General features: G+C 73.9%; 25 protein-coding genes and 1 tRNA gene. 12 read left to right on the top strand and 14 right to left on the bottom strand.

What is annotated here, in order from left to right; translation table 11 throughout:
• Nucleotides 1–29 precede the first annotated feature (29 nt).
• The 3 genes from Q0967_RS07785 to Q0967_RS07775 form a co-directional block, all read right to left on the bottom strand.
• Nucleotides 30–1,166: an XdhC/CoxI family protein gene (locus tag Q0967_RS07785; RefSeq protein ID WP_298749410.1), complete on the bottom strand. Its 1,137-nt coding sequence runs from the start codon at nt 1,164–1,166 to the stop codon at nt 30–32.
• Between the two features lie 135 nt (nt 1,167–1,301).
• Nucleotides 1,302–2,447 carry a VWA domain-containing protein gene (locus Q0967_RS07780; protein ID WP_298749412.1) on the bottom strand — a complete coding sequence of 382 codons (1,146 nt, stop codon included), beginning with the start codon at nt 2,445–2,447 and terminating at the stop codon, nt 1,302–1,304.
• Between the two features lie 10 nt (nt 2,448–2,457).
• The gene (locus tag Q0967_RS07775) at nt 2,458–3,354 is read right to left on the bottom strand and encodes a MoxR family ATPase (protein WP_298749415.1); all 897 of its coding nucleotides are present in this window, start codon (nt 3,352–3,354) and stop codon (nt 2,458–2,460) included.
• Nucleotides 3,355–3,423: 69 nt separating this feature from the next.
• Between Q0967_RS07775 and Q0967_RS07770 the strand changes: the two genes are divergently transcribed.
• Nucleotides 3,424–3,777 (top strand): GntR family transcriptional regulator, encoded by a 354-nt coding sequence (locus Q0967_RS07770; RefSeq protein WP_298749417.1) that lies wholly within the window; start codon nt 3,424–3,426, stop codon nt 3,775–3,777.
• Between the two features lie 64 nt (nt 3,778–3,841).
• On the opposite strand, the gene Q0967_RS07765 is transcribed toward Q0967_RS07770, so the two are convergent.
• Complete coding sequence (locus tag Q0967_RS07765) at nt 3,842–4,450, bottom strand: nucleotidyltransferase family protein (RefSeq protein WP_298749419.1); 609 nt, start codon at nt 4,448–4,450, stop codon at nt 3,842–3,844.
• A 39-nt stretch (nt 4,451–4,489) separates the two neighbouring features.
• On the opposite strand from Q0967_RS07765, the gene Q0967_RS07760 reads away from it, so the two are divergent.
• The 3 genes from Q0967_RS07760 to Q0967_RS07750 all read left to right on the top strand — a co-directional run bounded on the left by Q0967_RS07760 (nt 4,490) and on the right by Q0967_RS07750 (nt 6,311).
• A complete protein-coding gene (locus tag Q0967_RS07760) occupies nt 4,490–4,858 on the top strand; it encodes a hypothetical protein (protein WP_298749421.1) in 369 nt (122 codons plus the stop codon).
• Nucleotides 4,855–5,460, top strand: coding sequence for a pentapeptide repeat-containing protein (locus Q0967_RS07755; protein ID WP_298749423.1), 606 nt, complete (start codon nt 4,855–4,857; stop codon nt 5,458–5,460). The genes Q0967_RS07760 and Q0967_RS07755 overlap by 4 nt, the downstream gene beginning before the upstream one ends.
• 68 nt (nt 5,461–5,528) lie before the next feature.
• Nucleotides 5,529–6,311 carry an alpha/beta hydrolase family protein gene (locus Q0967_RS07750; protein WP_298749425.1) on the top strand — a complete coding sequence of 261 codons (783 nt, stop codon included), beginning with the start codon at nt 5,529–5,531 and terminating at the stop codon, nt 6,309–6,311.
• 76 nt (nt 6,312–6,387) lie between these two features.
• Here the strand turns inward: Q0967_RS07750 and Q0967_RS07745 are convergent, their stop codons facing one another.
• From Q0967_RS07745 to Q0967_RS07735, 3 genes are all read right to left on the bottom strand, one after another.
• Nucleotides 6,388–8,091, bottom strand: coding sequence for an AarF/ABC1/UbiB kinase family protein (locus Q0967_RS07745; protein ID WP_298749427.1), 1,704 nt, complete (start codon nt 8,089–8,091; stop codon nt 6,388–6,390).
• A gap of 176 nt (nt 8,092–8,267) precedes the next feature.
• A tRNA-Leu gene (locus Q0967_RS07740) sits at nt 8,268–8,354 on the bottom strand.
• Between the two features lie 139 nt (nt 8,355–8,493).
• Nucleotides 8,494–9,948: a DNA polymerase IV gene (locus Q0967_RS07735; RefSeq protein WP_298749429.1), complete on the bottom strand. Its 1,455-nt coding sequence runs from the start codon at nt 9,946–9,948 to the stop codon at nt 8,494–8,496.
• 88 nt (nt 9,949–10,036) lie between these two features.
• Here Q0967_RS07735 and Q0967_RS07730 point away from each other — a divergent pair, with 88 nt between their 5' ends.
• From Q0967_RS07730 to Q0967_RS07720, 3 genes are all read left to right on the top strand, one after another.
• Nucleotides 10,037–10,567: a YbhB/YbcL family Raf kinase inhibitor-like protein gene (locus Q0967_RS07730; RefSeq protein ID WP_298749431.1), complete on the top strand. Its 531-nt coding sequence runs from the start codon at nt 10,037–10,039 to the stop codon at nt 10,565–10,567.
• Nucleotides 10,564–11,112, top strand: a complete 549-nt coding sequence (locus Q0967_RS07725) for a YbaK/EbsC family protein (protein WP_298749434.1) — start codon at nt 10,564–10,566, stop codon at nt 11,110–11,112. The genes Q0967_RS07730 and Q0967_RS07725 overlap by 4 nt, the downstream gene beginning before the upstream one ends.
• Before the next feature lie 156 nt (nt 11,113–11,268).
• Nucleotides 11,269–12,237 (top strand): bile acid:sodium symporter family protein, encoded by a 969-nt coding sequence (locus Q0967_RS07720; RefSeq protein ID WP_298749435.1) that lies wholly within the window; start codon nt 11,269–11,271, stop codon nt 12,235–12,237.
• A gap of 280 nt (nt 12,238–12,517) precedes the next feature.
• Here the strand turns inward: Q0967_RS07720 and Q0967_RS07715 are convergent, their stop codons facing one another.
• From Q0967_RS07715 to Q0967_RS07705, 3 genes are read right to left on the bottom strand one after another with little or no spacing between them, the layout of a single operon-like run.
• Nucleotides 12,518–13,357 (bottom strand): RNA methyltransferase, encoded by an 840-nt coding sequence (locus tag Q0967_RS07715; protein ID WP_298749437.1) that lies wholly within the window; start codon nt 13,355–13,357, stop codon nt 12,518–12,520.
• Complete coding sequence (locus Q0967_RS07710; protein WP_298749438.1) at nt 13,354–14,118, bottom strand: sulfite exporter TauE/SafE family protein; 765 nt, start codon at nt 14,116–14,118, stop codon at nt 13,354–13,356. Before Q0967_RS07710 ends, Q0967_RS07715 begins: the two co-directional genes overlap by 4 nt.
• The gene (locus Q0967_RS07705) at nt 14,115–14,966 is read right to left on the bottom strand and encodes an ABC transporter ATP-binding protein (protein ID WP_298749439.1); all 852 of its coding nucleotides are present in this window, start codon (nt 14,964–14,966) and stop codon (nt 14,115–14,117) included. The genes Q0967_RS07710 and Q0967_RS07705 overlap by 4 nt, the downstream gene beginning before the upstream one ends.
• 44 nt (nt 14,967–15,010) lie before the next feature.
• On the opposite strand from Q0967_RS07705, the gene Q0967_RS07700 reads away from it, so the two are divergent.
• Nucleotides 15,011–15,775: a hypothetical protein gene (locus Q0967_RS07700; RefSeq protein ID WP_298749440.1), complete on the top strand. Its 765-nt coding sequence runs from the start codon at nt 15,011–15,013 to the stop codon at nt 15,773–15,775.
• Between the two features lie 6 nt (nt 15,776–15,781).
• On the opposite strand, the gene glgA is transcribed toward Q0967_RS07700, so the two are convergent.
• Entirely contained in the window at nt 15,782–17,029 is a 1,248-nt protein-coding gene (glgA, locus tag Q0967_RS07695; protein WP_298749442.1) for a glycogen synthase, read from the bottom strand.
• A 64-nt stretch (nt 17,030–17,093) separates the two neighbouring features.
• Here glgA and glgC point away from each other — a divergent pair, with 64 nt between their 5' ends.
• Entirely contained in the window at nt 17,094–18,350 is a 1,257-nt protein-coding gene (gene glgC, locus Q0967_RS07690; RefSeq protein WP_298749444.1) for a glucose-1-phosphate adenylyltransferase, read from the top strand.
• Nucleotides 18,351–18,394: 44 nt separating this feature from the next.
• Here glgC and fabI read toward each other — a convergent pair whose 3' ends face one another.
• Both fabI and fabG read right to left on the bottom strand, forming a co-directional pair.
• Complete coding sequence (gene fabI, locus Q0967_RS07685) at nt 18,395–19,150, bottom strand: enoyl-ACP reductase FabI (RefSeq protein WP_298749447.1); 756 nt, start codon at nt 19,148–19,150, stop codon at nt 18,395–18,397.
• 65 nt (nt 19,151–19,215) lie between these two features.
• Nucleotides 19,216–19,947 carry a beta-ketoacyl-ACP reductase gene (gene fabG, locus Q0967_RS07680; protein WP_298749450.1) on the bottom strand — a complete coding sequence of 244 codons (732 nt, stop codon included), beginning with the start codon at nt 19,945–19,947 and terminating at the stop codon, nt 19,216–19,218.
• Between the two features lie 28 nt (nt 19,948–19,975).
• On the opposite strand from fabG, the gene Q0967_RS07675 reads away from it, so the two are divergent.
• Genes Q0967_RS07675 through Q0967_RS07665 form a run of 3 tightly spaced genes read left to right on the top strand, consistent with a single transcriptional unit; the run spans nt 19,976 to nt 21,454 of the window.
• On the top strand, nt 19,976–20,389 hold the full coding sequence (locus Q0967_RS07675; RefSeq protein ID WP_298749452.1) for a DUF3099 domain-containing protein: 414 nt from the start codon (nt 19,976–19,978) through the stop codon (nt 20,387–20,389).
• A complete protein-coding gene (locus Q0967_RS07670) occupies nt 20,386–20,607 on the top strand; it encodes a hypothetical protein (protein ID WP_298749454.1) in 222 nt (73 codons plus the stop codon). Before Q0967_RS07675 ends, Q0967_RS07670 begins: the two co-directional genes overlap by 4 nt.
• Nucleotide 20,608: 1 nt before the next feature.
• Nucleotides 20,609–21,454 carry an SURF1 family protein gene (locus tag Q0967_RS07665; RefSeq protein ID WP_298749456.1) on the top strand — a complete coding sequence of 282 codons (846 nt, stop codon included), beginning with the start codon at nt 20,609–20,611 and terminating at the stop codon, nt 21,452–21,454.
• 16 nt (nt 21,455–21,470) lie between these two features.
• Here the strand turns inward: Q0967_RS07665 and Q0967_RS07660 are convergent, their stop codons facing one another.
• A complete protein-coding gene (locus Q0967_RS07660; RefSeq protein ID WP_298749460.1) occupies nt 21,471–23,318 on the bottom strand; it encodes an ABC transporter ATP-binding protein in 1,848 nt (615 codons plus the stop codon).
• Nucleotides 23,319–23,320: the final 2 nt, after the last annotated feature.

Here is a 23,320-nt window from a genome sequence, read left to right as displayed (position 1 = left end):
CGAGGTCAGACGGGATGTTCTGGCGTCGCTCAGCCGTGGTGCCGGTGGATCGCGCCCTCGGTCTCGCGCAACGGCTCGCCGCGACCGCCCCAGCGCAGCGCGATGATCTCGCTGGCGATGCTCACCGCCGTCTCCTCCGGGGTGCGGGCGCCCAGGTCCAGGCCGATCGGGCTGCGGAGCCGGGCGAGCTGGTGCTCGCCCAGCCCGGCCTCCCGGAGCCGGGCCAGCCGGTCCTCGTGGGTGCGGCGCGACCCCATGGCGCCGATGTAGGCGAGGTCCGGCGCGTCCTCCCCCAGCAGCACCTCCAGCAGGGGCACGTCGAACTTCGGGTCGTGGGTGAGGACGCAGGCGACCGTGCGCGCGTCGAGCGCGTCCTGGGCGACCTGCGCCTCGACATACCGGTGCGGCCAGGAGACGACGACCTCGTCGGCGTCCGGGAAGCGGCTGCGGGTGGCGAACACGGGGCGGGCGTCGCAGACCGTGACGCGGTAGCCGAGGAAGCTGCCCATCCGGGCGACCGCGGACGCGAAGTCGATGGCCCCGAAGACGAGCATCCGGGGGCGCGGTGCGTAGGAGGCGACGAAGACCCGCATCCCCTCGCCGCGGCGCTCGCCGTCGGGGCCGTACTCCAGGGTCGCCGTCCGGCCCTGCGCCAGCATGCCGCGGGCGTCGTCGACGACGGCGGCGTCGGCGCGCGGGCTGCCCAGGCTACCCACCACGGGCTCCGGCTCGGGCCGCACCACGAGCCGTCGGCCCAGGTGCGTGACGTCGGGGTGGGCGACGACGGTGGCCACGGCGACGGGGCGGCCGGCCGTGATGTCGGCCGCGATGTCGCCCAGCTCGGGGAAGTCCGCGCGGGAGACCCGCTCGACGTAGATGTCGAGGATCCCGCCGCAGGTGAGCCCGACCCCCATCGCCTCGTCGTCGGAGACGCCGTAGCGCTGCAGCACGGGCGACCCGGTGGCGATGACCTCCTGACCCAGCTCGTAGACCGCGCCCTCGACGCACCCGCCGGACACGGAGCCGACGGCCTCGCCGTCCACCCCGACGAGCATGGCAGCACCCGGCTGGCGGGGCGCCGACTTCCAGGTGCCCACCACGGTCGCGAGCGCGACCTGGTGGTCGCCCTCCCACCACGGGAGCAGCCGGTCCAGGACGTCACGCATGTGCTGATCGTGCCACGAAACCGGGCGGACCACGCGTCGTGGACGGCGGCCCTGCGCACGGGTCACGGTCCCGTGGGAGTCGGCGCCCTGGGCGACTCCCACGGGACGTCGTCGCGGGCGCCGGCTCGGTGGCCGTCAGGCCCTCGCCAGCAGGTCCAGCAGCTCCTGGAAGGTCGCGAGCGAGTGGCCGGCGACCAGGTCGTCGACGTGCGGCAGGGCGGCGACGATGCCCGCCTGCACCGGGGCATACCCCTCCTTGCCGCGGTGCGGGTTGACCCAGACCACCCGGTGCGCCAGCGAGCGCAGCCGGCGCAGCTGCTCACCGAGGAGCTCGGGCGACTGCCGCTCCCACCCGTCGCTCAGGACGACGACGACGGCACCCCGGGCCATGCCCCGACGGCCCCACCGGCGCAGGAAGACGTCGACCGCCTCCCCCAGGCGGGTGCCGCCCGACCAGTCCGGCACCGCCTCCCCGGCCGCGAGCAGGGCCCGGTCGGGGTCGCGCTCGCGCAGCGCCCGGGTGACGTGGGTGAGGCGGGTCCCGACGGTGAAGACCTCGGTGGTGTGCGGGGCCGCCTGCACCACCCGGTGGGCGAGGCGCAGCAGGCTGTCGGCGTAGGAGGTCATCGACCCGGACACGTCGACGAGCAGGACCACCCGACGTCGACGGATCGTCCTGTCGCGCAGGCGGATGCGGGTCGGCTCCCCGAGGTTGCGCAGGTGCGCCCGGACGGTGGCCCGGCCGTCCACCTCCCCCCGCCTGGACCGGGTATGCCGCCGCGCCGGCCGGGTGGGCGGGCGCACCGTGAGCGTCGCGAACTGCCGGCGCAGGGCGGACCGGTCCGCCGGTGACAGCCCGGCGACGTCGCGGTGGCGCAGGACCTCCTGCGCCGACGCGGTGACCCGCACGACGTCGTCCTGCGTCTCCCCGTCCCCCTCGGCCGTCGGCTCCTCCAGCGAGGCCTGCACCGTGGTGGGCGCCGGGGGCTCGTCGCGGCTGACCGCGTGCATGGGGCGGCCGCCGAACCAGCCGGTGAAGACGCGGTCGTAGGGCTCGAGGTCGGCCGGGGACGCGGTGAGCGTCGCCCGCCCGGCCCAGTAGACGCCCGCGCGGTCCCGCAGACCCGTGGCGGCGCAGGCGCGCAGGAAGGTGCGCTCCCGGTCGGCGGTGATTGGGAGCCCCGCCGCCCGGCAGGCCCGGGCGAACCCGCCCAGCGTCTGTCCCGCGCCCCACCCCTCGACGTGCGTGGGCCCGGCGCCTCGCCCCTCGGCCCGCGTCACGGCATACCTCTCAGCGGGTGAGCATGCGGTCCAGGGCGACGCGGACCCGCTCGGCGTCCTCGCGGTACTTCACCGCGGCACCCATCGTCGTGGCGGCCACCTCGGGGTCCAGCCGGCTCTGGCCGAGCGCGGTGAGCGCCCGCGCCCAGTCCAGCGTCTCGGCCACCCCGGGCGGCTTGACCATGGTGTCGTCGGCGCGCAGCTGCTGGACCAGGGTCACCACCTCGCGGGCGAGCGTCTGCTCCACCTCCGGCAGCCGGGCCCGGACGATCTCCAGCTCACGGTCGAGCCCCGGGTGCTCGATCCAGTGGTAGAGGCAGCGTCGCTTGAGGGCGTCGTGCAGCTCGCGGGTCCGGTTGGACGTGAGCACGACGAAGGGCGGGGTGTCCGCGGCCACGACCCCCAGCTCGGGGATGCTCACCGACCAGGTGGAGAGCACCTCCAGGAGGAACGCCTCGAACTCGTCGTCCGCCCGGTCGATCTCGTCGACGAGCAGCACGCACGGCGACTCGCGCAGCGCCTGCAGGACGGGTCGGGCCTGCAGGAAGCGTTCGTCGAACAGCTCGGCCTCCAACTCGCCCACCCCGGCCCCGTCCGAGGTGTCCCGCGCCAGGGCCTCGACCGCGCGCAGGTGCAGGATCTGCCGCGGGAAGTCCCAGTCGTAGAGCGCCTGGCTGGCCTCGATCCCCTCGTAGCACTGCAGCCGGATGAGCGGCACCCCCTGCAGCTGCGCCATGGCCTCCGCCAGCGCCGTCTTGCCGGTGCCCGGCTCCCCCTCGAGCAGCAGCGGCCGCTGCAGGGTGTGCGCGAGCCAGGTCACCGTCGCCAGCCCGTCGTCGGCGAGGTATGCCGTCTCCGCCAGGGCGGCGCGCAGGGTGTCCGGGCTGGCCAGGGCGGGGTTCGGCATACCGGCAGCATCGCCGACCGGCCGCAGGTTGTCCACGGCGGGGCTCCGTCGCGGGCGTACCCTGCAGGCGTGAGCCTGAGCATCGCGGTCGACCCCGGCTCCCCCACCCCGGTCTTCGAGCAGGTCGTGGACGGGGTGGTGGGTGCGATCCGGGACGGTGCGCTGGTGGCCGGCGACCGGCTGCCCCCGGTGCGGCGGCTGGCCGCCGACCTGGGCATCGCGACCAACACGGTGGCCAAGGCCTACCGGCAGCTCGAGGAGGAGGGGCACGTGGAGACCCGCGGTCGCGGCGGCACCCTCGTCCGGGAGGAGCTCGCGCCCTCCCAGCCCGCCCGGGTCGCCGCCGAGGAGCTCGTGCACGCCGCCCGCGCGTCGGGCCTCGACCTGTCGCAGACGGTCGGCCTGCTGCGCCGCAGCTGGTAGCGCCCTCAGCGGTCGGGCAGGTCCACCTTCGCCCGGTGCAGGGAGACCGGGGGCAGCCACGCTTTTACGCCCGCTCCTCCTGACGGTCGACGTCGCTGCCCCGGGCGAGGTCGCCGCACTCGACCAGCTCGGGCCGGGCGCGGCGCAGGTAGGCCCGGGCCCCTTGGTCGCCGCGCGCCCCCGAGAGCACACCCTGCCAGTGGTCCTGCCCGAGCAGCACCGGGTGACCGGCCACGCCGTGGTATGCCGCCCGTGCCAGGCCGGCGGGCCCCGCGCCCGACCGGTCCAGGAGGCGGGCGACGACGTCCGCGCCGACGTCCGGGAGGTCGACGAGGTGCGCGACCGCGAGCAGCGGCACCGTGCGGCCGCGGGCGACCAGCGACATGAGCCCGGCGCGCAGCGACTCGCCCATGCCCTGCTCCCAGGTGCCGCAGAAGGTCGTCCCCACCCTCGGGTCCCCCGGGAACGACTCGGCGAGCCGGCCCTCGACCTGCTGCGCCTGGGCGCCCGTCACCACGAGGACGTCTCCGCACCCGCCGTCGAGCAGCACCTGCGCGGAGCTCACCACCCAGGGCACCCCCTCGGTGGTCGCCAGCGCCTTGGGGCCGCCGAACCTGCGCCCGGCGCCCGCCGCGAGCAGCAGACCGGTGGTGCGTGCCGACGTCGTGCCCATGCTCCCCAGTGTGTCAGGGGAGGCGGGCATGATGGGCCCATGAGCATCGTGGTCGACCTGGCCGAGCTGGAGCAGGCCCTGACGCGGCACCCGACGGCATACCTGCTGCTGCCCGGCGACGAGCGCCCCCACGTCGGCGAGGTGGAGGTGTCGATGCGCGGAGACGTGCTGGTCGTCGCGGCCCCGGGTCGCACGGCGCGCCGCGTGGTCCCCGGGCGACCCGCCGTCACTCTGCTGCTGCCACCCGCCGAGCCGGGAGGCTACGCGCTGGTGGTGGACGGCGAGGCCACGCTCGTCGGCGAGGAGCTCCACGTCGAGCCCGGCCACGCGGTGCTGCACCGGCGCCCGCGCGCCGGCTCCCCGCCCCCGCCGACGGGGTGCGACAACGACTGCCGGCCGTTGTCGTGAGCACCGGGACCCCCGAGGTCGTGGGCGAGACCGTCCTCGACGAGGACTGGTACGCCGTCGAGCTCACTGGCCGGGCGTGGACGGACTGCCTCCTGCGCGAGGTCGACCTGACCGAGGCGGTGACCTCCGGCTGCCGCTTCGTCGGCTGCACCTTCGACCGCTGCCGGCTCAACGCCTCGGTCCATCGACAGACGGCGTTCACCGCCTGCACCTTCATCGACACCTCCTTCTTCGACGCCACGCTGGAGGGCTGCCGGTTCGACGGCAGCAGCTTCTCCGGCTGCGACCTGCGCCCGATCACCGTCACCGGCGGGTCGTGGTGGGGCGTGTCCCTGCGAGGGGCCGACCTGCGTGACCAGGACCTCTCGGGACTGCGCCTGACCGAGGCCGACCTGGCCGGCGCCGACCTGCGCAAGGCCTCGCTGGAGGGTGCCGACCTGTCCGGCGCGGCCCTGCGGGGCGTGCGCGCCGAGGGTGCCGACCTGCGGGGCGCGAGCCTGGTCGGCGCCGACCTGGGCGACGCGGCCCTGCGCGGCACCCGCCTCGACCTGGCCGGCGCGCTCGCCGTGGCCGAGTCCCTCGGTGCCCTCGTCGAGAGCTGACCCGCGCCTCCCCTCGGACCCATCCCCTCGGCATACCCCAGACCCCGACCCCGACCCAGGAGAGACCCATGGCCCTCATCCGCTGCGACTTCTTCTCCGACGCCCTCGAGCTGTCGACCTCCATGACGGTGGTCCTGCCGCAGCGCGTGGAGACCCGGATCGGCACCGACGAGCCGCCACCCTCGGACGAGCCGCCACCGGTGCTCTACCTCCTGCACGGGTTGAGCGACGACGACACCATCTGGTCGCGTCGGACCTCGATCGAGCGGTATGCCGAGGCGCTGGGGCTGGCGGTCGTCATGCCGGCGGTGCACCGCAGCTTCTACACCGACATGCGGCACGGCGGGCGCTACTGGACCTTCGTCTCCGAGGAGCTGCCGCAGGTCGTCTCCCAGCTGTTCCGGGTGTCGACCGAGCGGGAGCGGACCTTCGTCGCCGGGCTGTCCATGGGCGGCTACGGCGCGCTGCAGCTGGCGCTGCGCCAGCCCGGGCGCTTCGCCGCGGCGGCCTCGCTGTCGGGCGCGCTCGACCTGGCCGGGCTGCGCGCCCGGGGCGACCGGGACGAGACCCTGCGGCTGGTCCTCGGTGACGACCCGGTCCAGGGCACGCCGGGCGACCTCTTCCACCTGCTCGACCAGGCCGACCCGCGGGCGCTGCCCGGACTGTTCGTGGCCTGCGGCACCCAGGACATCCTGCTGGGGCACTCCGAGCGGTTCGTCGCGCAGGCCCGTGACCGCGGCGTCGACGTCACGGACAGCTACGCGCCCGCCGACCACACCTGGGACTACTGGGATTCGGTCATCCAAGAGGTGCTCGCCTGGCTGCCTCTCGACAGCCGCACCTCGGGCTGAGCCACGTCTGGATCAGGGCCGGGGAACCGGTTTTGGACGTCGCTGATCGGTGCATCGGGCCCGGGGGAACGCTGGATCACGACCGCCCGCGACGGATGCCACTGGCGAGCGACCAGCCGAGGGGCAGCAGCGACGCCGCCATGAGGAGGCGACCGAGCACCTCGCCCGAGGAGTGCAGGATGGCCCCGGCGAGCAGCAGCGCGGTGAAGACCAGCACCATCGTGAGCCGCGTCACCGACCGTTCGACCCGGGCCACCAGCGCGGTCAGGGCCGGGGTCCGGACCGCCAGCTCGCCACGCTCCGCCTGGGTCAGGACCCGGTCCGCCCGGCCCGGCAGCACCAGCGCGAGCCGGCTGAGGGCCAGGGCCTGCTCGACCACGGTGCGGGGCAGTCCCTGCCGTTCCTCCTCCAGCAGCCGACGTGCGTAGGGGGTGATGGTGCCCCAGGCGTCGAACTCGGGGTCCAGGCCGGTGCAGATGCCGGACAGGATGCCCATCGACCTGCCCAGCAGCAGCAGGTTCTCCGGGACCTGGAACGGCAGCTCGCGCAGCAGCTCCCGGAACTGCAGGCCGAAGCGCACCAGGTCCTCCGGGGGGATCTGCTGGAGCTCGTCGATCCGGAGGCCGCCGAAGCGCTCGAACACCTGCTCGGCGGCGGACTCGATGAGGGAGAGGTCGGCCCCGGGGAGCAGCAGGTCCAGCCGGGACAGCCCTGCGACGAAGCGGGTCGCGTCCCGCAGGCCCACCGCGACCAGGATCTCGCGCAGCCCGGCGCGCAGCTCGTCAGGGATGTGACCGACCATGCCGAAGTCGATGAACGTCAGGGTCCAGTCAGGGGTGTCCGGGGTGTCGGGGGCGCCGGGCGCGGTGCCGCGACGCGGGGTGACGAAGAGGTTGCCGGGGTGCGGGTCGGCATGGAAGAACGCGTCGGTGAAGATCTGCTGCAGGAAGGTCTGCGCCAGCACCTGGGCCACCTCGCCACCGTCGATCCCCGCGGCAGAGATCGCGGCGGTGTCCGCCAGCTTGATGGCCGAGACGTCCTCCAGGGTGAGCACCCGGCGGCTGCTGAGCTCCCACACCACGACGGGCACGCCCACCCTCGGGTCGGAGGCGAAGTTGTCCGCGAAGGTCTCCGCGTTGAGCGCCTCGGCGACGTAGTCGACCTCCTGCAGGGTGGTGGTGGCGAACTCCTCGACCAACGCCCGCACGTCGGCCCGCTGCCGGATGGGCCGGTAACGCTCCATCCAGCCACCGACCCGCCGCAGCGCCGCCAGGTCCACCTCGATGACCTGCCGGATGTGCGGGCGCTGCACCTTCACCACGACGTCCTCGAATCCGAGCTCCTCGGCCTCGGCCGGACGCAGCCGAGCGCGGTGCACCTGCCCCAGCGACGCCGCCGCCAGCGGTGTCTCCTGGAACCAGGCGAAGCGCTCGTCCACCGGACGGTTCAGCTCGGACCGGGCCACGGCACGGATGGCGGCCACGTCCTCGGCGGGGACCTCGTCCTGGAGCCCGGCCAGCTCCTGGGTCACCTCGGGAGGAAGCACGTCCAGCCGCGCTGACAGGAACTGACCGACCTTGATCATCAGGCCACCCATGGACACGGCCAACGCCCGGAACCGCACGGCCGTGCGTCGGACCCGCTCGGTCCGGGTGCGGTCGGTGAGCCGGCCCAGGCCCACGCGACGCAGCACGATCTCCCACCAGATGAAGCCCAGCGTCACCCGCCCGAAGAAGAGGACGATGCGCCAGTAGCGGGCACGTAGGTCTGCTGTCCTCATGGGGCCTCCGGGCGGATCGGGGCGAAGGTGCGCCGGCGGCGACCGTCTCAGCCTGCCCCACCGCTGCGGCCCGCGCGCGTCGGGGTCCGTCCGGCGACCAGGTGGTCACCCCCCTCCGACGCAGCCAGCCCCGAGCCGAGGGCTCGGGGCTGACTGCGTGTCCTGGTCCAGGACCATGGTGTCCGGAGGGGGACTTGAACCCCCACGCCCGTTAAGGGCACTAGCACCTCAAGCTAGCGCGTCTGCCATTCCGCCACCCGGACACGGGTGTTGTCGCGGCACCTGTGGGAAGTGCGCAACGACCGTCAAGGCTAGCACGCTCCGCGGGCGCATCACGCCACTCCGGCGCGGCCTCAAGGGCCCGGCCCCCGTAGCGCCTCGCGCCGCTCCGGCGGGTCGGCGTCAGCCCTCCCCTGGCGGGTCGTCACGCCACTCCGGCGGGTCGGCCGGGTGCAGTGCCGGGTCGTCGTCGGCGAAGGTCCGGACCGGTCCCGGGGCGGTGCGTGGGCCCTCGAAGCGCACCGTCACCACACCCCGCCCGCTCCCCCACACCCAGCCGGCGCCGTGCTCGTCGTGGCGCACGTCCTGCCCGGTGCGCCACCCCGGCGGAGGACGACCGGCGAGCGGCCGGTGCTCCTGCTCCGTCGTCGGTTCGGTCTCCTCCCCCGGGGCGTCGGGCCGTGGGGCCTCGCCGTCCGCACCAGCCGCCTCGTCGAGGCCCGCACCCCCGACGGCATCGGGCAGCTCCACCCGTCCCGCGGCGGGATAGGCGGTCTCGAGCAGCAGCTCCTCCTGCGCGTGCGCGGTGAGGCCGGCCACGCCGAGCCCGAGCAGCCGCAGCCCGCTCGTGACGTCGACCGACCCGAGGAGCCGGCGCCCCTCGCGCAGGATGATCCCCGCGTCGCCCGTCGCGAAGGGCAACGTCCCCGAGCGCGTCTGCGTGGTGAAGTCGTGCTGACGCGCCTTGACGGTGATCGTCCGCGCGAAGACGCCGGCGCTCTCCAGCCTGCGGGCGAGCCCCTGCGCCATGCGCCCCAGCTCGGACTCCAGGTGGCCCCGGTCCACCACGTCGGTCTCGAAGGTCTCCTCGTGAGAGATCGACTTCGCCTCCCGCTCGACGACGACCGGGCGGTCGTCCTCGGCCCGGGAGAGCCGGTGCAGGGCCCCGCCCTGGGCAGTGCCGAAGATCGAGACGAGGTCGGGCTCGGACATGCGAGCGAGGTCGGCGACGGTGTCGACGCCGAAGCCGTGCAACCGTGCCCCGGTCGCGGGGCCGATACCCGGGATCGCGCGCACCGACAAGCCGTGCAGCACCTCGAGCTCCTCCCCCGGCCGCACCACGGTCACCCCTGCCGGCTTGTCCATCTCGCTGGCCAGCTTGGCCATCATCTTGCTCGGCGCCAGCCCGACCGACGCGGTCAGCCCGCCCGTCGCCTCGGTGATCTCGGCGAGCAGGTCCCGGCACCACCGCTCGAGGTCGGCGTCGTCCCAGCCGAGCGGGCCCTCGGGCGGCGTGAGATCGACATACGCCTCGTCCACCGACACCTGCTCGACGAGGGTCGAGCGCCCCCGCAGGATGCCCATGACGACCGCCGACGACGCGCGGTATGCCTCGAAGCGGCCGGAGAGGAAGGCCGTCCCGGGCGGGCAGCGGCGCCGGGCCTCGATGGTGGGCATCGCGGAGCGCGCACCGAACCGGCGTGCCTCGTAGGACGCCGTGGACACCACGCTTCGGCCGCCGAGACCGCCGACGATGACCGGGCGGCCCCGCAGCGAGGGCTTGTCGCGCTGCTCGACGGCGGCGAAGAAGGCGTCGAGGTCGAGGTGCATGATGCACCGACGTCCCTCGCTCGCCATGGCGCCCACTGTGCCACGCACCCCCGACCATCCTGACCACCCCGACCACCACGTGCGACCCCGCGGCGGTCGCGTTAGGTTCGGGGACATGAGTCTGGAGCGCACCCTTGCCCCCCACCCCGTCGACACCCTCCCGGCCGCGCCGGCCGAGCTGCAGGTGACCAGCACGGACTTCACCGACGGGTCCCCGCTGCCGGAGTCCGCTGGTTACGGCCAGGGCAACACCTCGCCGCAGCTGTCCTGGTCGGGGGCGCCGGAGGGCACCAGGTCCTACCTGCTCGTCTGCCACGACCCGGACGCCCCGGTCGTCGGCGGCTTCTCGCACTGGGCGGTCCTGGGCCTGCCCGCCGACGTCACCTCCCTGGCCACCGGTGCCGGGGAGGAGGGGCACGAGCTCGGCGAGGGGGCCATGACCCTCGCCAACGACTTCGGCACCCACGACTGGGCCGGCTGCGCCCCGCCGGAGGGCGACGTGCCGCACCGCTACGTCTTCACCGTCTGGGCGCTGGACACCGACGACACCGGGCTCGACGCCTCCAGCTCGCTCGCCAAGGCCCAGTTCATGACGCTCGGCAACGTGCTGGCCCGCGGGTCGATCACCGGCACCTACCAGCTGTGAGCCTCACCTGGACCCCCGCCCTGGACCGTCCCGACCTGCTCGCTGAGCCGGTCCGGCAGGCCCTGGAGGCGATGGCGGCGGACGGTCAGGACGTGTCCGTCGTCGAGGTGGCCGAGATCGACCCCGACCACGCCGACACGGCCGTGCTGGTGGAGGCCACGGGGTGGGACATGCGCGACATGGCCAACTGCATCGTCATCGTCGGGGCGCGTGCCGGTGAGGAGCGCGTGTGCGCGGTCCTGGTGCTCGGGCATACCCGGGCCGACGTCAACACGACGGTCCGCAAGCGTCTCGACGTGCGCAAGTGCTCGTTCATGTCCATGGACGACGCCGTCGGGAGGACCGGGATGGAGTACGGCGGCATCACCCCGGTCGGCGTGCCGGGCGACTGGCCGGTGCTGGTCGACGCCCGGGTCGTGCAGCGCGGACAGATCGTCGTGGGCTCGGGCCTGAGGCGCAGCAAGCTGCGGCTGCCCGGCGCGATGGCTGCCGGGCTGCCGGGCGCCGAGGTCGTCGAGGGCCTGGCCGTGGAGGTCCCCGCCTGACGGCTGGCGTCCCGTGCGACCAGGGCAGGGTCCCGGCCTGAAGGCTGGCGTCCCGTGCGAGTCGGGCAGGGTCCCGACTCGCACGGGACCACGTCGCCGCGCATGTCCACCCGCGCGCCTCGCACGGCATACCGGGAAGTGCGCCACCCTGACCCGGTGAGCATCCTCGACGGTGCGACGCCGACCTCCCGGGCCGAGGACCGCAGCGCCTACCGCGCGGTCACCATCTTCCCGCTGCTCGTCCTCCTCGCCGGAGGGATCGGGTATGCCTTCGCCGACCCGGTCTCCGGCGGCGCCGGGCTCATCACGCCGCTGCTCGGGGTCATCATGTTCGGGATGGGGCTGACCCTGACGCTGCCCGACTTCGCCCTCGTCCTGCGCCGGCCGCTGCCGGTGCTGCTCGGGGTCGCCGCGCAGTACGCCGTCATGCCCCTCGTGGGGCTGCTCGTCGTCACGCTGCTGCGGCTCCCGGACGAGATCGCCGCCGGTGTCATCCTCGTGGGCTGCGTGCCCGGCGGCACCGCCAGCAACGTCGTGGCCTACCTCGCCCGCGCCGACACGGCCCTGTCGGTCACCATGACCTCGGTGTCCACCCTGCTGTCGCCGCTGCTCACGCCCCTGCTGACGCTCTGGCTGGTCGGCGAGCGGCTGCCCGTGGACGGCTGGGGCATGGCCCGCACCATCGTCGTCATCGTCCTGGTGCCGGTGGTCCTGGGCCTCCTCGTCCGCCTCCTCCTGCCGTCCCTCGTGCGGCGGGTGCTCCCGCTGATGCCGTGGTTCTCCGTCCTCGTCATCTGCGTCGTCGTGGCTCTCGTGGTGTCGCTCTCGGCCGACCAGCTCCTCGAGGCCGGCCTGCTCGTCGCCGCGGCCGTGGTCCTGCACAACCTGCTCGGCCTGTCGATCGGGTATGCCGTCGGCCGCGTCACCGGGGTCGGCGAGCGGTCGGCCCGCACGATGGCGATCGAGGTGGGCATGCAGAACTCCGGGCTGGCCTCGGGCCTCGCCGCCACCTTCTTCACGCCGGTGGCTGCCCTGCCGGGGGCGGTGTTCTCGGTCTGCCACAACCTCTCCGGCGCCGTCCTGGCCGGGCTGTTCCGTCGCCGCGACGCACGGCAGGGCGGCTGACCGGTCCCGGCTCTGCCACAGCCCTCCGCGGCTGTACGCGATCGTGGCCCGCTGTGCTGTAGCTGTGCGCGGTCGTGGCCCTTGGAGGGCCACAGCTGCACACGCCCCCACAGGTGGTGGCGCCGCTGGGGCCTGGACGGGCGTAGTCCACCCGCGGCTGTGGCCGCCATGGGTAGTTGTGCGCGGTCGTGGCCCCTGGAGGGCCACAGCTGCACACGGCACAGCTACGGGCGTGGCGCAGGGTGGCGCCCCCACCGCGGCCGGACCACCAGGGCCGGCCTCAGCGCGGCCGGACGGCCCAGAACGCCACGGCCGAGGCGGCGGCGACGTTGAGGCTGTCGACGCCCCCGCCCATGGGGATGCGCACGACGAGGTCCGCCGCCTCGACGGTCCGGCGCGAGAGCCCGTCGCCCTCGGTGCCGAGCACCAGCGCCAGGCGCTCCGGCGGCCGGGCCTCCAGCTCGTCGAGGTCGACGGCGTCCTGCGCGAGGGCCAGCGCCGCCACGGTGAAGCCGGCCTCCCGCAGCACGTCCACGCCCCCGGGCCACGGGTCGATACGCGTCCACGGCACCTGGAAGACGGTGCCCATCGAGACCCGGACGGCCCTGCGGTAGAGCGGGTCCGCGCAGCGCGGCGTCACCAGCACGGCGTCCACCCCGAGGGCAGCGGCCGACCGGAAGGCGGCCCCCACGTTGGTGTGGTCCACCACGTCCTCCAGGACGGCGACCCTGCGCGCCCCGGCCACCACCTCGCCCACGTCGGGCAGCGTGGGCCGGTGCATGGCCGCGATGGCCCCCCGGTGGAGGTGGAAGCCGGTCATCTCATCGATGACGCCCGGGCTCCCGGCATACACCGGTATGCCGTCCGCGAGGGCCGGGAGGACGAGCTCGGTCAGCTCGGTGGCCCAGCGCGGCGTGAGCAGCAGCGAGCGCATCCGGTGGCCGGAGGCCAGCGCACGCCGGATGACCTTGTCGGACTCGGCGAGGTAGAGGCCCTCCTGCGGCTCCAGGACGCGGCGCAGCGCCACGTCGGTGAGCTGGAAGTAGTCGCGGACCCGCGGGTCACGGGGGTCTTCGACCCACACGACCCCCGGTGGCAGTCCGGCGGGAGCCTCGCTCATGTCAGCAGCAGGTTGACGATCGCCACCGTGCCGATGACGACGATGACCCCCCGCAGGACGGCCGGCGGCAGCCGGCGCCCGACGCGAGCCCCGATCAACCCGCCGAGGATGGACCCGATGCCGATGAGCAGGACCACCGTCCAGTCCACGAGGTCCGGCGCGACCACGAGGAAGACGAGCGCCGCCACGAGGTTGGCGATGGTGGCCAGCACGTTCTTGATGCCGTTGATCTGCTGGAGGCCCAGCGGCAGCAGGATGCTCATGATGCCCAGCAGCAGCACCCCCTGCGCCGCGCCGAAGTAGCCGCCGTAGACCCCGGACAGCAGGATGCCCACGACGAGGGCGACCCAGCGCCCCGGGGTGATGTGGTCGGCGTGCCGCCGGGCCGCCCACCGCTGCAGCCGCGGCCCGAGGACGACGAGCAGCAGCGCCACGAGGATGAGGACGGGGACGATGGTCTCGAACGCCGCGGGCGGCAGCACGAGCAGGAGCAGCGCACCGATGACGGACCCCACCAGGCTGGCCGGCCCCAGCCGCCACAGCATCGGCCCCAGCGTGCGCAGCTCGTGCCGGTAGCCCCACGTCCCCGCCACCCCGCCGGGCACCAGGCCCAGGGAGTTGGAGATGTTGGCCGACACCGGGGCGTACCCGAAGAGCAGCAGGACCGGGAAGGTCACCAGCGTGCCGGAGCCGACGATCGTGTTGATGGTGCCCGCCGCCAGCCCGGCCAGGACGATGGCCAGGACCTCGAGGACGCTCACGCGGTGGTGCGGGGCGCGGCGCCGGCCGGGGCCGCGCCGGATCCAGGCCTGTCCGCGGACGCCGTCGTCGCGGCGCGGGCCGACCAGCGGTCCCCGTGCCGGTCGACCATCAGCGGTATGCCGAAGGTCGCCGAGAGGTTCTCCGCCGTCAGCGTGAGGTCGATGGGACCGGCGGCGACCACCGAGCCCTCCCGCAGCATGAGGATGTCGGTGAAGCCGGGCGGGATCTCCTCGACGTGGTGCGTCACCAGCACCAGGGCCGGGGCGTCGAGGTCCTCGGCGAGCACGCTGAGCCGGCCCACGAGGTCTTCCCGGCCGCGCAGGTCCAGGCCGGCGGCCGGCTCGTCCAGCAGCATGAGCTCGGGGTCGGTCATGAGCGCCCGGGCGATCTGGACCCGCTTGCGCTCCCCCTCGGACAGGGTGCCGAACCGTCGGGTCGCCAGGTGCGCCACCCCGAGGGCCTCGAGCAGCTCGGCGGCGCGCTGGTCGTCGGTCTCGTCGTACTGCTCGCGCCAGCGGCCGACCACGCCGTAGGCCGCGGTGACGACGACATCGCTGACCCGCTCCTCGTCGGGGATCCGGTCGGCGACGGCGGCGCTGGAGACCCCGATGCGGGGGCGCAGCTCGAAGACGTCGACGGCACCCAGCACCTCGCCCAGGACCCCGGCGACGCCGGTGGTGGGGTGCATGCGGCCGGAGGCGAGCTGCAGCAGCGTGGTCTTGCCGGCCCCGTTGGGCCCGATGACCACCCAGCGCTCCCCCTCCTCGACCGACCAGTCCACCCCCGTGAGCAGGTCGGTCGTGCCACGCCGGACGCCGACACCGGCGAATTCGAGGACATCGCTCATGGCGGGCCACTCTAGTCGGGGGCCGGGTGTCTACCATCGCCCCCATGCCTGATCACGAGCTGCCGGCGAGCGTGCGGGTGGCCCTGTGGGCCACCGCGGCCTTCGCCGGGCGCGCCGACGTGTCCACGGTCGCCGACCGCGCCCTGCCGGACATCGACCACGTGGAGGGCCTGACCGAGCCGCTGGGCATGTGGCAGGGCCTGGGTGAGCGGGCCGTGCTCGTGGCCCTCCCCCGCCCCGGTGACCTGACGGGTATGCCGCGCGGCTCGGCCGACCTGCTCGCGGCGGCCAGCGAGGCGGCCGAGTGCGTCTTCATCCCGGGCCTCGGTGGGGCGCTGGTGCCGGAGCTGGCGCAGTTCGGGCCGGTGGGCGACCAGGGCTGGTCGGCGCGCTGGACCCTGCACGACGCCGAGCCCTACCCCACCCACCGCGTGGAGGCGCTCGACCTCGGCCAGGTCGAGCTGGGCCTGCGGACCGAGCTCGCCACCCACACCGAGGCCCTGGTCGCCGTCGGGGGCGTGCCCTTCGGTGCCGCGGCCCAGGAACGTCTCGCGGGGCTGCGCCGCGCCTCGCAGGCCCAGCCCTGGGGGCTGCCGGCCGGGCTGCCGGGGCGGGCCGAGCGGCTCATCGCGCTGGCCGCGGGTGTCCTGACGCTCACCGACGCCGGGCTGGACCCGGCCCTGGACTCGGTCGACCTGTCGACCACGAGCTCGCGGGGGCACACGCTGCGGCGCCTGCAGGCGGTGGCCGCCACCGCCCTGACCGACGCGACCAACACCGCCGTCCTGCACCTGGCCGGCTGGCGCTGAGGGGCCTCAGCCGAGCTCGGGCAGGTCGGGGGCCCGACCCTCCAGGACCGCGCGGTAGACCTCGACCGTGCGCTCGGCGACCGTGGTCCAGCTGAACTGCTCCACGGCCCGCGCCCGCCCGGCCTCGCCACGGCGGCGCGCCTCCTCGGCGTCCGAGCAGGCCTCGACGAGGGCCCGGCCCAGGTCGTCGACGAAGGCGTCCTCGTCGACCGGCGTGCCGGTGCCGTCCTGGACCTGCTCGATGGGCACCAGCCAGCCGGTCTCGCCGTCGACGACGACCTCGGGGATGCCGCCCGTGGCGGTCGCGACCACGGCGGCGCCGCAGGCCATCGCCTCGAGGTTGACGATGCCCAGCGGCTCGTAGACGGAGGGGCAGACGAAGGCGGTGGCGTGCGAGAGCACGGCGATGACCTGGTGGCGCGGGAGCATGTCGTCGATCCACACCACCGGCGCCGCCTGCTCGCCGCGCTCGGTCCGCAGCTGGTCCACCAGGGCGATGACCTCGGCCTTGATCTCCTCGGTGTCCGGCGCGCCCGCCAGCAGCACGACCTGCACGTCGTCGTCGAGGGCGCGCAGGGCCTTGAGCAGGAACGGCAGGCCCTTCTGCCGGGTGATGCGCCCGAGGAAGACCACGCTGCGCGCGTGCGGGTCGATCCCCTTCGACCGCACGAACTCGGCCGCGGCGTCGGAGGTGTCCCGCTGCCACAGGTCGGCGTCGATGCCGTTGTGCACGACGTGGACCCGGTCCGGGTCCACGTCGGGGTAGGCCGCCAGGATGTCCCGGCGCATGCCCGCGGAGACGGCGATGACCCCGGCCGCGCCCTCGTAGGCGACCTTCTCGACCATGGAGGAGACGGCATACCCACCGGCCAGCTGCTCGGCCTTCCACGGACGCAGCGGCTCCAGGCTGTGCGCGCTCACGACGTGCGGGATCTGCGCCAGCGCGCCCCCGAGGTGCCCGCCCATGTTGGCGTACCACGTGTGGCTGTGCACGAGGTCCGCGCCGCCGGTGGCGACGTCGCGCGCCATGAGCAGGTCGACGCCGAGGGTGCGCAGCGCACCGTTGGCGTCCGCGAGGTCCTCGGGGACGGCATACCCGGTCGTGCCGGGCTCGTCCGCGGGCTCGTCGAACGCTCTGACCTGCACCTGGGTGCCGTCGACGGCGCGCAGGGCGCGGGTCAGCTCGGCGACGTGGACGCCGGCTCCGCCGTAGACGTTGGGGGGGTACTCGCGGGTGAGGATGTCGATGCGCACGCCCTCAACGTAGCCGCTGCCCCTCCCCCTGGCCAGGGGTTGACGACACGTCTAGGTTGGTCCCATGGCAGCGCAACGAGGCAGTCGGCTCAAGGTCCTGGCGATCGTCCTGGCGGGTGGGGAGGGCAAGCGGCTGATGCCGCTGACCGCCGACCGGGCCAAGCCGGCCGTCCCGTTCGGGGGGATCTACCGGCTCATCGACTTCGCCCTGTCCAACATCGTCAACTCCGGCTACCTCAAGATCGTCGTGCTGACCCAGTACAAGTCGCACAGCCTGGACGCCCACATCACCAAGACGTGGCGGATGTCGACCCTGCTCGGCAACTACGTCGCGCCGGTCCCCGCCCAGCAGCGGCTCGGCAAGAGCTGGTTCTCCGGCTCGGCGGACGCGATCTACCAGAGCCTCAACCTCGTGCACGACGAGCGGCCGGACATCGTCGTCGTCGTGGGGGCCGACCACGTCTACCGCATGGACTTCGCCCAGATGGTCGAGCAGCACGTCGAGACCGGCGCCGGCTGCACGGTGGCGGCCATCCGCCAGCCGATCAGCCTGGCCGACCAGTTCGGGGTCATCGACGTCCGGCGCGAGGACCCCCGCCAGATCCGGGAGTTCCTGGAGAAGCCCAGCGACCCGCGCGGCCTGCCGGACGCCCCCGACGAGGTGCTGGCCTCCATGGGCAACTACGTCTTCACCACCGAGGCGCTGGAGGCGGCGGTGCGCATGGACGCCCTCAACGAGGGGTCCAAGCACGACATGGGCGGCGACATCGTGCCCGCCTTCGTCGACAAGGGCGACGCCTGGGTCTACGACTTCAAGGACAACGAGATCGCCGGGGCGACCGACCGGGACCGCGGCTACTGGCGCGACGTCGGGACCATCGACTCCTACTACGACTCCCACCTCGACCTCGTGTCGGTGCACCCGGTGTTCAACCTCTACAACGAGGCCTGGCCGATCTTCACCAACTACGGCCCTCAGCCGCCGGCGAAGTTCGTCCACGGCTCCGGCGACCGCATCGGTCACGCCGTCAACTCGGCAGTCTCCCCCGGGTGCGTCATCTCCGGGGCCACCGTGAGCGACTCGGTCCTCTCACCGCGCGTGACGGTGCACAGCTTCAGTCACGTGACGGGTTCGGTGCTCATGGACGGGGTCGAGATCGGTCGCTCGTGCCAGATCCACCGCGCGATCATCGACAAGGGCGTCTTCGTGCCGGCCGGTGTTCACGTCGGCGTCGACCACGAGCACGACCGGCGCCGGGGGTTCACCGTCACCGACTCGGGCATCGTCGTCGTCGGCAAGGGCACCGTGATCTCGGAGTAGGACCTAGGGCCGCGCAGGACGGCCTCGGGAGGGACGACCCCGGCTCAGAAGCCGGTGGCGTGGAAGCCGCCGTCGACGTGGACGATCTCGCCGGTCGTCGCCGGGAACCAGTCCGAGAGCAGGGCCACGCAGGCCTGGGCCGCGGGCACCGGGTCCTTGACGTCCCACCCGAGCGGTGAGTGCTCCCCCCACCGGGCGAACTGGTCGAACTCGGGGATGGACTTGGCCGCCGTGGTCGAGATCGGCCCCGCCGAGACGAGGTTGGAGCGGATCCCCTTCGGCCCCAGGTCCCGGGCCAGGTAGCGGTTGGTCGCCTCGAAGGCCGCCTTGGAGACCCCCATCCAGTCGTAGACCGGCCAGGCGTACTGCGCGTCGAAGGTGAGGCCGACGACCGCCCCGCCCTCGCGCATGCGCGGCAGCGCTGCCACCGCGAGCGACTTCAACGAGTAGGCGCTGACCTGCATCGCCGTCGCGACGTCCTCCCAGGACGCGCCGAGGAAGTCGAAGGCCCCCCGGGGGGCGAAGCCGATGGAGTGCAGCACCCCGTCGAGGTGGTCGGTGTGCTCACCCACGCGGTCGGCGAGGGTGTCCAGGTGCTCGTCGTTCTGCACGTCCAGCTCGATGACCGGCGCGGCCCGCGGCAGGCGGCGGCTGATCGCCTGGGTGATCTTCAGGGTCCGGCCGAACGAGGTGAGCACCACCTCGGCTCCCTGCTCCTGGGCGAGCCGGGCCACGTGGAAGGCGATGGAGGTGTCCATGAGGACACCGGTGATCAGGAGCTTCTTTCCCTCGAGGAGCATGGGGGAACTCTAGTGCGTCCCCCGCCGTGATCCGGCGCCCTGCGGTCCGTGTCGCCCGGTCGGGTTCAGTGGCCCATCCCCAGCCCGCCGTCGACGGGGATCACCGCGCCGGTGACGTAGGCCGCGTCCGGGCCGGCCAGGAAGCGCACGACCCCGGCCACCTCCTCGGGCCGGGCGAACCTGCCGGCCGGGATCCCGGACAGGTAGGTCGCGCGCCGGTCCTCGGTCAGCTGCTCGGTCATCTCGGTCTCGATGAAGCCGGGGGCGACGACGTTGGCGGTGATCCCGCGGCCCCCCAGCTCACGGGTGATCGAGCGGGCGAGCCCGACCAGCCCGGCCTTGGACGCGGCGTAGTTGGTCTGCCCCGGGGAGCCGTAGAGCCCCACCACGGAGGAGATGAGGATGATCCGGCCCGCGCGGGCCTTGATCATGCCCTTGGAGGCCCGACGCGCGCACCGGAAGGCGCCGGCGAGGTTGGTGTCGAGGACCGCGTCGAAGTCCTCGTCGCTCATCCGCATGAGGAGGGTGTCCTTGGTGATCCCGGCGTTGGCGACGAGCACCTCCACCGGGCGTCCGAGGAGCTGCTCGGCCTCGGTGAAGGCGGCGTCCACGCTGGCCGCGTCGGTCACGTCGCAGCGCACGCCACGCAGCCCCTCGGGGGGCTGGCCGCTGCGGTGGGTGATGACGACGTCGTCGCCGGCCTCGGCGAAGGCGCGGGCGATGGCCAGGCCGATGCCGCGGTTGCCACCGGTCACGAGGACGGCCGAGGGGGCGGAGGGGGCGCTGGGATTCGTCACGGGGCCACCGTAGTCGTATCGTGGAGATGTGCCCACCTCCTCCGCCCCGCGCGCCGGAGCACGACGTCCCGCACAGGGGGTGACGAGCGCGCGGCGCTCCGTCGAGGAGGACCGCAAGCGCCGGATGTGGCAGTACCTCACCGCCATGGGCATCCGGACGGTCTCCTTCCCCGTGGCGGTCTGGGCGTTCACCACCCAGCGGTATGCCCTCGCCTGGGTGGCCGTCTTCCTCGCCGTGGTCATCCCCGCCTTCGCGGTCATGGTCGCCAACGCGGTGGACCAGAGACGCGGGCCGGCCTCGGCGCCGCAGGCGCCGACCCGCGGCCTGGGCACCGGTCCTGCGCCCGACCCGGGCGCCGCCGACCGTGCCCGCAGCGGAGCCGTCATCACCGGCACGGTCGTGAGCGACCGGCATACCCCACGCGGCCCCGACGCGTCGTGACGCCGGCGGGACCCGGGCTCGTCTGCAGCGCCAAGGCCTGCCGTCAGCAGGCCGAGCGTGCCGTCGTGTGGCGCAACCCCCGGCTGCACACCGCCGGGCGTCGCAAGGTCTGGCTGGTCTGCCCGGCGCACGAGGAGCACCTGCGCGACTTCCTGCAGCTGCGCGGCTTCCTCCTCGAGGTCGTCGGCGTGGACGAGCTGACCGAGGCGGACGGCTGAGGTGTGGCAGGTCCTGCGCCGGCCCCGCTGGCTCGGCTACCTCGCGCTCGCCGTCCTCTTCGCCGTCGTCACCGCCGGCCTGGGGACCTGGCAGTGGAACCGGCACGAGGGCAGGGTCGAGGACCGGGCGGTGGTCGAGGCCAACTACGGCCAGACCCCGGTGCCCCTCGACGAGGCCCTGGGGCGGGAGGACGAGCTCGCGGACGCCCAGCGCTGGACCCGGGTCGAGGCGACCGGGCGGTACCTCACCGACCAGCAGCACCTCGTGCGCAACCGCCCCTACGAGGGCGTCTTCGGCTACGAGGTGCTGGTGCCCCTGGCCCTCCCGGACGGGACCTCGATCGCGGTCGACCGTGGGTGGGTCCCCAACGCGCCCACCGCGCAGCAGCTGCCGGACGTGCCGGACGCCCCCACCGGGCAGGTCACGGTGACGGGATGGCTGCTGCCCTCCGAGCGTGACCTGGGCCGGGCCCCGGTCCAGGGACAGCTCGCCTCGATCGACCTGGGGGCCCTGGAGGCGGCGACCTCCCTCGACCTGCGCTCGGCCTATCTCGTCCTGGACGAGGAGGAGCCTGCCCCGGCGACCCGGCCCCAGCCGTTGGCGGCGCCGGACACCGGCCTGGGGTCCCACCTGGCCTACGCCCTGCAGTGGTGGCTCACGGTGCCGGTGGGGGTGCTGCTCGTGCTCGTCATGGCCCGCCGCGAGGCGCAGGACGAGGCCGCGCCCGAGCCGGGGCCGGGCGACCCGCCGGTGCCGGTGGGGTCACGACCCGGGCCGCCCTCCGCGGCGGGGCGCCGCCCGCCGCGGAGGCGCAAGGTGCGGATCTGGGACGAGGAGGACGCCTGACCGGCCCGGTCCGGGGTCAGTCGCGGAACTGGGTCCGGTAGAGCGCGGCGTAGAGGCCGCCCTCGGCGAGCAGCTGCTCGTGGGTGCCGCGCTGGACGATCTGGCCGTGCTCGAGCACGAGGATCTGATCCGCGTCGCGCACTGTGGAGAGGCGGTGGGCGATGACGAGCGAGGTGCGCCCGTGCAGCGCCTCGTCCAGGGCCCGCTGCACGGCCGCCTCGGACTCGCTGTCCAGGTGCGCGGTCGCCTCGTCCAGCACGACCACGGCGGGTGACTTCAGGAGCAGGCGGGCGATGGCCAGGCGCTGCTTCTCCCCGCCCGAGAGCCGGTGCCCGCGGTCGCCGACCACGGTGTCTAGGCCGTCCGGGAGCCGCCGCACGAGGTCGCCGATCCTGGCCCCCTCCAGGGCGTGCCAGATCTCCGTCTCCTGGGCCTCGGGGCGGGCGTAGAGCAGGTTGGCGCGGACCGTGTCGTTGAACATGTGCGCCTCCTGGGTCACCACGCCCACGGTCTGGCGCAGCGACTCGAAGGACGCCTCCCTGAGGTCCACGCCCCCGATCCGGACCCGGCCGGCCGTGGGGTCGTAGAGGCGGGCCACGAGCGTGGTGAGCGTGGTCTTGCCGGCGCCGGAGGGTCCGACGAGGGCCACCATGGACCCGGCCGGCACGGTCGCGGTGACGTCCTGGAGCACCCGGTGGCCGTCCTGGGTCTCGGCCTCGGGCCGCTGCTCGAGCGAGGCGATGGACACCTCGTCGGCGGAGGGGTAGGCGAAGCTGACCCCGTCGAGGTCCACCGACACCGGACCGGAGGGTATGGCGCGGGGCCGGTCGGCCTCCGCCACCAGCGGGCGCAGGTCGAGCACCTCGAAGATCCGCTCGAAGCTCACCAGGGCGGTCATGATGTCGACCCGCACGTTGGACAGCGAGGTCAGCGGGCCGTACATCCGGGTGAGCAGCGTCGACATGGCCACCAGGGTCCCCGTCGTCAGGGACCCCGCGACGACCATGAGGCCGCCCATGCCGTAGACGAGGGCGGTGGCCAGCGCCGCCACCAGGCCGAGGGCCGCCATGAAGAACACCCGGTTCACCGAGATCGAGACGCCGGCGTCGCGCACCCCGGCCGCGCGCTCGGCATACTCCTCGTCCTCGGTCGCGGGTCGCCCGAAGAGCCGCACGAGCAAGGCGCCGCCCACGTTGAAGCGCTCGGTCATCCGCGCCTGCATGTCGGCGTTGAGCCCCATCTGGCGCCGGGTGAGCGCGGAGAGCCGCGCCCCCATGAAGCGGGCCGGGATGATGAAGATCGGCACGAGGAGCAGGGCCAGCAGGGTGATCTGCCAGCTCATGGAGAACAGCGCGACGAGGATGAGCACGAGCTGGACGAGGCTGCTGACGAAGCCGGACAGGATCGAGGTGAACGCGGTCTGCGCCCCGATGACGTCGGTGTTGAGCCGCGAGACGAGGGCGCCGGTCTGGGCGCGGGTGAAGAAGGCGATCGGCTGCCGCAGGACGTGCGCGAAGACCTGGCGCCGCAGGTGGTAGATGAGACCCTCACCGATCCGCGAGCCGAACCAGCGCGTCACGATGGTCACCACCGCCTCGAGCACCGCGAGGCCGGCCACCAGGAGGGAGAGCCGGATGACGACGTCGCGGTCCCCCACCTCGACACCGTCGTCGATGATCCGCCCCAGCAGCAGGGGGACCGCCGTCACCAGGGCACCGGCGAGGATCGTCAGCGCGAGGTAGGCGCCGATCTTGCCGAGGAACGGGCGGCCGTAGGACGCGACCCGGCGCGCGGTGTCCCGCCCGATGCGGCGGTCCTGGACGCTGCGGTCCTTGGCGAAGCTGCGGAACGTGCCGCCGCGCATAC

This window comes from uncultured Serinicoccus sp. (assembly GCF_947500995.1).
Classification (GTDB): Bacteria; Actinomycetota; Actinomycetes; order Actinomycetales; family Dermatophilaceae; genus Ornithinicoccus.
The sequence above is the reverse complement of the archived record's forward strand: the minus strand, read 5'-3'. Positions and strand labels throughout refer to the sequence as shown.

Bases quoted from the DNA above. Each gene is read 5' to 3' on its own strand.
- Q0967_RS07785 (WP_298749410.1), bottom strand. From the start codon at position 1,166: ATGCGTGACGTCCTGGACCGGCTGCTCCCGTGGTGGGAGGGCGACCAC.
- Q0967_RS07775 (WP_298749415.1), bottom strand. From the start codon at position 3,354: ATGCCGAACCCCGCCCTGGCCAGCCCGGACACCCTGCGCGCCGCCCTG.
- Q0967_RS07765 (WP_298749419.1), bottom strand. From the start codon at position 4,450: ATGGGCACGACGTCGGCACGCACCACCGGTCTGCTGCTCGCGGCGGGC.
- Q0967_RS07760 (WP_298749421.1), top strand. From the start codon at position 4,490: ATGAGCATCGTGGTCGACCTGGCCGAGCTGGAGCAGGCCCTGACGCGG.
- Q0967_RS07750 (WP_298749425.1), top strand. From the start codon at position 5,529: ATGGCCCTCATCCGCTGCGACTTCTTCTCCGACGCCCTCGAGCTGTCG.
- Q0967_RS07745 (WP_298749427.1), bottom strand. From the start codon at position 8,091: ATGAGGACAGCAGACCTACGTGCCCGCTACTGGCGCATCGTCCTCTTC.
- Q0967_RS07735 (WP_298749429.1), bottom strand. From the start codon at position 9,948: ATGGCGAGCGAGGGACGTCGGTGCATCATGCACCTCGACCTCGACGCC.
- Q0967_RS07730 (WP_298749431.1), top strand. From the start codon at position 10,037: ATGAGTCTGGAGCGCACCCTTGCCCCCCACCCCGTCGACACCCTCCCG.
- Q0967_RS07715 (WP_298749437.1), bottom strand. From the start codon at position 13,357: ATGAGCGAGGCTCCCGCCGGACTGCCACCGGGGGTCGTGTGGGTCGAA.
- Q0967_RS07705 (WP_298749439.1), bottom strand. From the start codon at position 14,966: ATGAGCGATGTCCTCGAATTCGCCGGTGTCGGCGTCCGGCGTGGCACG.
- Q0967_RS07700 (WP_298749440.1), top strand. From the start codon at position 15,011: ATGCCTGATCACGAGCTGCCGGCGAGCGTGCGGGTGGCCCTGTGGGCC.
- glgC (WP_298749444.1), top strand. From the start codon at position 17,094: ATGGCAGCGCAACGAGGCAGTCGGCTCAAGGTCCTGGCGATCGTCCTG.
- fabI (WP_298749447.1), bottom strand. From the start codon at position 19,150: ATGCTCCTCGAGGGAAAGAAGCTCCTGATCACCGGTGTCCTCATGGAC.
- Q0967_RS07660 (WP_298749460.1), bottom strand. From the start codon at position 23,318: ATGCGCGGCGGCACGTTCCGCAGCTTCGCCAAGGACCGCAGCGTCCAG.